Here is a 9,227-nt window from a genome sequence, read left to right on the forward strand (position 1 = left end):
GGCTACGGGGGCCTGACCTCCCCTACCAGGTGACCGGAAACTCGGCGATGCCGCAGTTGATCCGCTCGTGCCGCCACGGCAGCTCGTCCAGGTCCACCGCCGGGGCCAGGTTCGGGAACCGCCGCAGCAGGGTGCCGATGGCGATCTCCACCTGCAACCGGCCGAGCGCCGCGCCGAGGCAGAAGTGCGCCCCGTGACCGAACGTCAGGTGCGGGTTGTGCGGACGGCCCACGTCGAAGGTGTCCGGAGCCGGGAAGGTCTCCGGATGCCGGTTGGCCGCCCACGGTACCGCCATCACCGCGTCGCCGGCCCGGATCGGCACCCCGCCCAGCTCCACGTCGGCCAGGGCGGTCTGGACCAGGAACATCGGACTGACCGAGGTGTACCGCAGGATCTCCTCGACCGCCGAGGGCAGCAGCTCCGGGTGGGCCCGGAGCCGGGCCAGCTGCTCGGGGTGCTGGAACAGCGCCCGGATCCCGGTGCTGATCGAGTTGATCTCCCGACCGCCGATGAGCACCCCGACCGCCAGCCCGACGATCTCCTCGTCGCTGAGCGTGTCGTCCTCGGCCTGCGTGGCCAGCCAACTGGAGAACAGGTCGTCGCCAGGGGCGGACCGCTTGGCGGCGAGCTGGTCGGCCAGGTACGCCCGCAGCTCGTCCATCGCCTCGGCGGCCTCCGGCGTGCCGTACGCGGTCAGCGCGGTGATGTCGGCGATCCAGACGTTGAACCGTTCCCGGTCGTCGGCCGGGATGCCGAGCACCTCGCAGACCACCATCGCCGGCAGCGGGAAGACCAGGCTGCTGATCAGGTCGCCGGGCTGCCCCTTGGCGACCATCTCGTCGAGCAGTTCGTCGGCGATCCGTTGCACCCTCGGCCGGTACGCCTCCATCCGGCGGGCCGCGAACGCCCGGGCGGCCAGTCGGCGCAGCGAGGCGTGGGCCGGGCCGTTCATGGCCAGGTCCCGGACCCGGGGACCGGTCACCGGGCACTGCCCGGTGGTGTCCGGGGCGAGGGCCGCGCCGCCGTTGGCCGGGCCGGTCACCCCGTCCGGGCCCAGGTCGCCGACGTGCCGGACGAACCGGGCGTCGGACAGCACGGTGCAGACCTCGTCGTAGCCGACGACCAGCCAGGCGGGACGACCGTCGGGCAGCATCACCCGGCTGACCGGTTCGTCGCGCACCATGGTGAGCAGCCGGTCGGGCAGTTCACCCCGGAAGTCCTCGAACGGGTAACGGGGCAGCGCGTCGCCGTCCATCAGATTCCCTCCGGCTTGCCAGACCTGGCCGCCGATCTTCGGCGGCGGAGGGGTCCAGCATACGATCGGAGGGTCCAGATCCATCGATCCGATCGGGCCGAGGAGTCCGGCTGGGAGGAGGAGCGGGATGAGCGGCGCACCGACGGTGGCGACGTTCGACCCGGCGGCGCCGACCCGAACCGACGCGGTCCCGCTGGTGTGCTTTCCGTACGCGGGCGGGGACAGTCGGGCGTACCGCAGTTGGAGCGGTCTGCTGCCGGCCGGGCTGAGCGTGCACCCGGCCCGGCTGCCGGGGCGTGAGCGACGCTGGGACGAGCCGGTACCCGCCCTGCTCACCGACCTGGCGATGACCGTCGCGGCGGATGTCAGCATCGCCTTCCCGGGGCGGTACGTCCTGTTCGGTCACAGCATGGGGGCGCTGCTCGCCTTCGAGGTGGCCCGGGTGCTCAGCCGGCTCGACCGGCCACCGGCGGCCCTGGTCGTCTCCGGTTGTCCGCCGCCCGGGTCGGTGGCGCGGACCCGCCGGTTCACCGGGCTGACCGACGAGGAACTCGGGGAGTGGCTGCGTACCGGCGGGGGCGTGCCGGCGGAGGTGCTGGCCGACCCGGCGCTGCGGGCGTACGTGTTGCCCATCGTCCGGGCCGACCTGAAGCTCTTCGAGGGCTACCGGTACCAGCCGCGTACCCCGCTGACCTGCCCGGTGGTGTACTACGGGGCGACGCCGGACGGGACGCCCGACGAGCGGGTGGTGGCCGGCTGGCGGGAGCAGACCAGCGGGCCGTTCGAGACCCGTACCTTCGCCGGCAACCACTTCTGGTTCACGGACTGTCCGGAGCTGTTCGCCGCCGACCTCGCCGGGCGGGTCGACCGGCTCGTCGGTCCAATTAATCGAGATATGTAAATTCCTTTCGGCCTGCGCGGTGCCGTGCTTCACTCCCCTCACCCCGATCCCCAGGAAGGGAGCATCCCGGTGAGACGAGTGATCCTCGCGCTGGCCGTGCTCGCTGCCGCCGTCCTCGGCGTCCCCACCCCGGCCGCCGCCGACAGCAGCAGCCCCGGCCCGTACCCGGTCGGCTACGTCGACGCCCAGGTCAGTGCCGCCGGCCGGTCCTTCACCGCCCGCATCTACTACCCGGCCACCGCCGCCGGCCAGGGCACCGCCGTCGCCGCCGGCCGGTTCCCGGCGATCGCCTTCGGGCACGGCTTCCTGCAGGGCGTCAGCATGTACGCCGGCACCACCGCGCACCTGGCGTCGTACGGCTTCGTGGTGGGCCTGCCCACCTCCCAGGGCGGCCTACTGCCCAGCCACAGCGCGTTCGCCGCCGACCTCAACGCCCAGCTCACCTGGTTCGTCGCCCAGGACACCACCACCGGATCGCGGTTCCAGGGACACATCACCACCAGCCGCCTCGGCCTCTCCGGCCACTCGATGGGCGGCGGCGCCAGCGTGCTGGCCGCAGCCGCCAACCCGGCGGTCACCACGGTCGCCAACCTGGCCGCCGCCGAGACCAACCCGTCGGCGGTCACCGCCGCGGCCTCCGTGACCGTGCCGATGATGCTGGTCGCCGGGGACCGCGACACCATCGCCCCGCCCGCCTCGCACCAGCGCCCGATCTACCAGAGCAAACCGGCGCCGAAGCAACTGCGGACCATCACCGGCGGCTTCCACTGCGGGTTCATGGACAGCAGCGGCCTCTTCTGCGACAGCGGATCGATCACCCGGGCCACCCAGCTCGCGCTGACCCGACGGATACTGGTCGACTGGTTCCGGTACCACCTCGCGGGCGACACCTCCGCCTACGAGCAGGTGTGGGGCACCCCGGCCCACACCGACCCCCAGATCCAGTTCGAGGGCGTCGCCTGATCACCGCCCGGGGCGCCCACCGGTCGCCGGCCGGCGGGTGCCCCGGTACGCCGTGCCGACCGTCCCGCCGAGCAGGGCCAGCTCACCGAGGTTGCCCAGCCAGAAGGCCCGGGTACCGAGGGCGGCGGCGACCAGCATGACCACCGCGCCGACCAGCAGCCACGGCCCGCCGCCGCGCACCGCGACCAGGACCCCCAGCACGGTCAGCAGCGCGATGGTGACCAGCGCGGCGACCGGCGGCCCCTCGGCCGCCGCGTTCACGTGACGCAGCGTGTCCGCGTACGTGCGCCGCTCCAACCGGAGCCCGACGATCTCGGTGCCGACACCGACCAGTACCAGCGCGGCGGTCACCAGCCCGACCAGCACCACCGGTCCCCGACCGGTCGACCGGAGCGCACCCAGCCGGACCGCCAGTGCCCAGCCCAGCGGAACCAGCAGCGGCGTGACCAGGGCGTGCAGCCAGAAGCGCCCGGTACTGACCAGGCGCAGCAGGTCGCCGTCACCGATCGACCGGCCCGCCGCGACGGCGAAGTTGTCGTACGCGACGGCGACACAGACCACCGCGGCCAGCACGGCGGCGGCGCCGGCCCGGTCACGCAGCCGTACCGCGAGCAGGGCGAGCGCCAGCAACCCGGCCGCGACCATGATCAACACGAACGTCACCGGCACCCGACACCTCGCCCCGGTCCCCGGGGAGCGGGCAGGCGGCTCCCCGATGGGAAAGATATCTGTCGATGTCGATGGTGGCAACGGCCGCCGGCCGGCGCGGTGCCGTACCGGTCGGTGCGACGTGGGAGCCGTACCGGTCGGCCCGGCGCGCCAGCCGTACCGGTCAGCGCGGTGCCGGGTCGCCGCCGACCGCACCGGCCGGTCGGCGCAGCACGCTGACCGCGAAGTCGGTACCCGGCAGCCAGGGCCGCAGGTCCCAGGTGGCGAAGCGGTGCTCCAGGCGGAACCCGGCAGCGGTCAGGTCCGCGTCGAACTCCGGCAACGGGTACCCCCGCTCCGTCCCGAACCCGATCACCGCGAAGCCGTCCGGGCGCAGGTGGGCGAAGAGCCGGGACAACACGTCCCGCTCGGTACCCGGGGCCACGAAGGTCATCACGTTCCCGGCGACCACCACCGCGTCGAACGGGTCGGGCTCGCCGGCCGCCGCCAGATCCAGGTCGGCGAGATCACCGACCAGCCACACCGGCCCCGGATGGTCCGCCCGGGCTGCCTCGATCAACTCGGCGTCGGCGTCCACCCCGACCACCCGGTGCCCCCGGGCGTGCAGGACCGCACCGACCCGCCCCGGCCCGCACCCGGCGTCCAGCACCCGGGAGCCCGGCACGAGCATCGCGTCCAGCAGCCGGGCCTCCCCGGACAGGTCGATACCCTCCGCGGCCATCCGGCGGAACCGGTCGATGTACCAGCGGGAATGCTCGGGCCCGGTATCGGTGGCCCAGCGGGTCGGCTTACCCATGACGGCTACGGTAGTGCCCGGCCCGGCAGCACCGGACGGCCACCCGCCACCCGGCGTACCGTGATCGACACCGCGCCCGGCGACGGCGGGCTCGGCAGCCGATGTCCGCCGGTGCGGCTAGGCTCGCCGGGGCGTACCTGCGGATCTGTGGCCCACCGGTCCGCCGGCACCGGCACCGCACCGCCGAGACAGAGGACTACGACCAGGTGACAGCAGAGCCCGAGACCCTCTACGGGGCCGACGACCTCACCCACCTCGAGGGGTTGGACGCGGTCCGTAAGCGACCCGGGATGTACATCGGGTCCACCGACAGCCGTGGCGTCGGTCACCTCGTCAACGAGATCCTCGACAACTCCACCGACGAGGGGGTCGCCGGCCACGCCACCCACGTCGAGGTGACCCTGCACGCCGACGGCTCCGTCCAGGTCGACGACGACGGCCGGGGCATCCCCACCGACGTGCACGCCCGTTCCGGCCTCTCCGGCGTCGAGCTGGTGCTGACCCGCCTGCACGCCGGCGGCAAGTTCGGCGGCTCCGGGTACAAGACCTCCGGCGGGCTGCACGGGGTGGGCGCCTCGGCGGTCAACGCCCTGTCCCGACGGTTCGACGTGACCGTCCGACGGGACGGCCGGGTCCACGAGATGTCGTTCCGGCACGGCGTACCCGGCGTCTTCGACGGGCCCGGCCCGGACGCCGGGTTCACCCCGGAATCCGGACTGCGGGTCACCGGGAAGATGAAGCGGGGCCAGTCCACCGGCACCTCCATCCGCTACTGGTACGACCCCCGCTACTTCGAGACCGGCGCCGCGTTGGACGTCGAGGCGGTCCGCAGCAAGCTGCGCAACACCGCCTTCCTCGTCCCCGGGGTCGGCTACGTGCTGCGTGACGCCGGCGCCGAGGGCGGCACCGTCGAGGAGACGTTCCACTTCCCGAACGGGCTGACCGAGATGGTGGAGTTCCTCGCCCCCGGCGGGGAGAAGCCGGTCAGCGGCACCCTCCTGATCACCGGCGAGGGCAGCTACAAGGAGAACGCCGCCGACGCCAACGGGGTGATGCAGTCCAACGTCCTGCGGCGCGCCGAGGTGGAGATCGCGCTGCGCTGGGGCACCGGCTACGAGCGGACCGTGGAGTGCTTCACCAACACCATCCGCAACGCCCACGGCGGCACCCACCGCAAGGGCTTCGAGCGGGCGGCGGTGCGTACCCTCGCCGACGCGATCCGCAACGCCCGGGGGCTGCTGCGGCCGAAGGAGGAGCCGCCCACCCTCGACGACGTGCTGGAGGGGATGACCGCGGTCGTCCACGTCCGCATCCCGGAGCCGCAGTTCACCTCCCAGACCAAGGACGAGCTCTCCACCGCCGGCATCACCAAGGTGGTGCAGAGCCTGGTCGAGCAGCACCTGCGGAGCTGGCTGGAGGACCGCCGGACGAAGACCGAGGCGCGGACGGTCCTCCAGAAGATCGTCGACGCGGCCCGGGTCCGGTTGACCCAGAAGCAGCAGAAGGACGCCGCCCGCCGCAAGACCGCCCTGGAGGGCGCGTCCATGCCGGCGAAACTGGTCGACTGCCGCTCCACCGGGGTCGAGCGCAGCGAACTGTTCATCGTCGAGGGTGACAGTGCGTTGGGGACGAGCCGGCTCGCGCGCTCCTCCGAGTACCAGGCGCTGCTGCCGATCCGGGGCAAGATCCTCAACGTGCAGAAGGCGAACCTCCAGCAGGTGCTGGACAACGCCGAGTGCTCGGCGATCGTGCAGGTGCTGGGGGCGGGTTCGGGGCGTACCTTCGACCTCCCCGCGATGCGGTACGGCCGGGTCCTGATCATGGCGGACGCCGACGTGGACGGCTCGCACATCCGGACCCTGCTGATCACCCTCTTCGCCAAGTACATGCGTCCGGTGATCGAGGCCGGCCGGTTGTACGCCGCCATGCCACCCCTGCACAAGATCACCACCAAGGGGCGCAACCCGGAGACGATCTACACGTACACCCAGGCCGAGATGGAGAGCACGGTGGCCCGGCTACGAAAGGCCGGCCGGCAGATCGTCACCCCCATCCCGCGCTTCAAGGGTCTCGGTGAGATGGACGCCGACGAGTTGTGGGAGACCACGATGAACCCGGCCACCCGGGCGGTACGCCGGATCACCCTGGACGACGTCGAGGCCGCCGAGCAGATCCTGGAACTGCTGATGGGCGAGAAGGTCGAGCCCCGCAAGAACTGGCTGATCGAGTCGGCCAGCCGGGTCGACCAGGAAGCGATCGACGCCTGATGACCACCACCCGCCGCACCGTCCCCGGTGCCGTCCGCGCCGGTGACGTCGAGAGAGAGCACTGAGCAATGGCACGCCGCAAGGGCAACCAGCCCCGGGTCGACCTGACCGCCTTCGACCGGGCGGGCGCACAGGTCTTCGACAACCCGCTGACCACCGAGGTCCAGGACTCCTACCTGGAGTACGCCTACAGCGTCATCCACTCCCGCGCCCTGCCGGACGCCCGGGACGGCCTCAAGCCGGTGCACCGCCGGATCCTCTACTCGATGTACGAGCAGGGCCACCGGCCGGACCGGGGGCACGTCAAGTCCGCCCGCGTCGTCGGGGACTGCATGGGTAAGTACCATCCGCACGGCGACACCGCCATCTACGACGCGATGGTCCGGATGGCCCAGGACTTCTCGCTGAACGTGCCGCTGATCGACGGGCACGGCAACTTCGGGAGTCCGGACGACGGGCCGGCCGCCGCGCGGTACACCGAGGCCCGGATGTCCCGGGAGGCGATGCTGCTCGTCGGCGAGCTGGGCGAGGGCACGGTGGACTTCCGGCCCAACTACGACGGCTCGCTGAGCGAGCCGGCCGTGCTGCCGGCCGCCTTCCCGAACCTGCTGGTCAACGGCACCTCCGGGATCGCGGTCGGGATGGCCACCAACATGATCCCGCACAACCTGGGCGAGGTGGTGACCGCCGCCCGGTGGCTGATCAGGAACCCGGACGCCCCGCTGGACAAGCTGATGGAGTTCGTCCCCGGACCGGACCTGCCCACCGGCGGACTGCTGCTCGGCCTGGACGAGGTACGCAAGGCGTACGAGACCGGTCGGGGCGTGGTCCGGATGCGGGGCCGGGCGGAGATCGGTCCGCTGGAGGGCAGCCGGGGCCGGCAGGCCATCACCATCGTGGAGCTGCCGTACGGCGTCGGTGCGGAGAAGGTCATCGAGGCGATCACCGACGAGGTTCGGGGCAAGCCGATCACCTCGGGCCCGCGTAAGGGGCAGCGGCAGCCGGCCCGGTTGCAGGGCATCGCCGACGTCAAGGACCTCACCGACCGGGAGCACGGCACCCGGCTGGTGATCGAGTGCAAGGTGGGGGTCAATCCGCAGGCGCTGCTGGCCGACCTGTACCGGCTCACCCCGTTGGAGCAGTCCTTCGGGGTGAACAACCTGGTCCTGGTGGACGGGCAGCCGCGCACCCTGGGGCTGAAGGAGCTGCTGGAGGTCTTCCTCGCCCACCGCTACGAGGTGGTGACCCGGCGGACGCTGTTCCGGCGTACCCGGCGCGAGGAGCGGCTGCACCTGGTCGACGGGCTGCTCGTCGCCCTGATCGACATCGACGAGGTGGTCCGGTTGATCCGGGGCAGCGACAACGCCCAGGCGGCCCGGGACGGGCTGATGAGCCGGTTCGCGCTGTCGGAGATCCAGGCGACGTACATCCTGGACACCCCGCTGCGTCGGTTGACCCGGTTCGACCGGATCGAGCTGGAGACCGAGCAGGCCCGGTTGCGGGCCGAGATCGCCGAGCTGTCCACCATCCTGGACGACGACCGGGTGCTGCGGAAGGTCGTCTCCGACGAGCTGGCCAAGGTGGGCAGGGAGTTCACCGCGCCCCGGCGGACCACCCTGATCGACGGTGACCTGAAGGAGGTGCTGGCCGCCTCCGCCCCGGCCGGCCCGCTGGAGGTGGCCGACGACCCGTGTCAGGTGATCCTCTCCGCGACCGGGCTGGTGGCCCGGACGGCGGCGGAGAGCGAGGAGGCGTCCGAGGGGCGGCGGCGCAACGGCCGGGTCAAGCACGACGCGGTACGCGCGGTGGTGCACACCACCGCCCGGGGGCAGGTGCTGCTGGTGACGAGTACCGGTCGGGCCTTCAAGACCGACGTGCTGCCGTTGCCGGTGCTGCCGGAGCAGGCCGGCACGGTGTCGCTGCGGGGTGGGATGTCCGCCTCGGAACTGTTGCCGCTGGCGCCGGGGGAGCAGGTCGTCGGGTTGGCGCCGCTGGGCGGGTCGGAATCGGACTCCCCGGGGTTGGCCCTGGGGACCCGGCTCGGGGTGGTCAAGGTCTGCGCGCCGGAGTGGCCGGTGCGGGCCGACGAGTTCGAGGTGATCGGCCTGCGCGACGGGGACGAGGTGGTCGGGGCGACCTGGCTGGTCGACGGTGCGGAGAGCCTGGCCTTCGTCAGTTCGGACGCGTCCCTGCTGCGGTTCCCGGCGAAGCTGGTCCGGCCGCAGGGGCTCAAGGGCGGCGGGATGGCCGGGATCAACCTGGCTGCCGGGGCGCAGGTACGGTTCTTCGGGGCGGTCCGCACCGACGATCCGCAGCACGGGGAGCCGATGGTGGTCACGTCGACCGGCCGGAGCGTCAAGGTGACCGCGTTCGGGA

Annotated in this window: 7 protein-coding genes; 4 read left to right on the top strand and 3 right to left on the bottom strand. The window is 72.3% G+C overall.

Going from position 1 to position 9,227, the window contains the following annotated elements; genetic code table 11:
• Positions 1 to 22: 22 nt before the first annotated feature.
• Positions 23 to 1,255: a cytochrome P450 gene (locus GSF22_RS35520; protein ID WP_208816349.1), complete on the bottom strand. Its 1,233-nt coding sequence runs from the start codon at positions 1,253 to 1,255 to the stop codon at positions 23 to 25.
• A gap of 127 nt (positions 1,256 to 1,382) precedes the next feature.
• On the opposite strand from GSF22_RS35520, the gene GSF22_RS25905 reads away from it, so the two are divergent.
• Entirely contained in the window at positions 1,383 to 2,156 is a 774-nt protein-coding gene (locus GSF22_RS25905; protein ID WP_208816350.1) for a thioesterase II family protein, read from the top strand.
• Positions 2,157 to 2,225: 69 nt separating this feature from the next.
• On the top strand, positions 2,226 to 3,119 hold the full coding sequence (locus tag GSF22_RS25910; RefSeq protein ID WP_208816351.1) for an alpha/beta hydrolase family protein: 894 nt from the start codon (positions 2,226 to 2,228) through the stop codon (positions 3,117 to 3,119).
• Here GSF22_RS25910 and GSF22_RS25915 read toward each other — a convergent pair whose 3' ends face one another.
• Together GSF22_RS25915 and GSF22_RS25920 are read right to left on the bottom strand one after the other, a co-directional pair.
• Positions 3,120 to 3,782, bottom strand: coding sequence for a hypothetical protein (locus GSF22_RS25915; protein ID WP_208816352.1), 663 nt, complete (start codon positions 3,780 to 3,782; stop codon positions 3,120 to 3,122).
• A gap of 169 nt (positions 3,783 to 3,951) precedes the next feature.
• Positions 3,952 to 4,584 carry a class I SAM-dependent methyltransferase gene (locus GSF22_RS25920; protein ID WP_208816353.1) on the bottom strand — a complete coding sequence of 211 codons (633 nt, stop codon included), beginning with the start codon at positions 4,582 to 4,584 and terminating at the stop codon, positions 3,952 to 3,954.
• 101 nt (positions 4,585 to 4,685) lie between these two features.
• Between GSF22_RS25920 and GSF22_RS25925 the strand changes: the two genes are divergently transcribed.
• Together GSF22_RS25925 and GSF22_RS25930 are read left to right on the top strand one after the other, a co-directional pair.
• The gene (locus GSF22_RS25925) at positions 4,686 to 6,851 is read left to right on the top strand and encodes a DNA topoisomerase IV subunit B (RefSeq protein ID WP_208816354.1); all 2,166 of its coding nucleotides are present in this window, start codon (positions 4,686 to 4,688) and stop codon (positions 6,849 to 6,851) included.
• A gap of 68 nt (positions 6,852 to 6,919) precedes the next feature.
• A partial coding sequence (locus tag GSF22_RS25930) for a DNA gyrase/topoisomerase IV subunit A (protein ID WP_208816355.1) occupies positions 6,920 to 9,227 on the top strand: 2,308 nt, incomplete at its 3' end.

Origin of the sequence: Micromonospora echinofusca, from assembly GCF_017614955.1 — a bacterium.
GTDB lineage: Bacteria > Actinomycetota > Actinomycetes > Mycobacteriales > Micromonosporaceae > Micromonospora > Micromonospora echinofusca_A.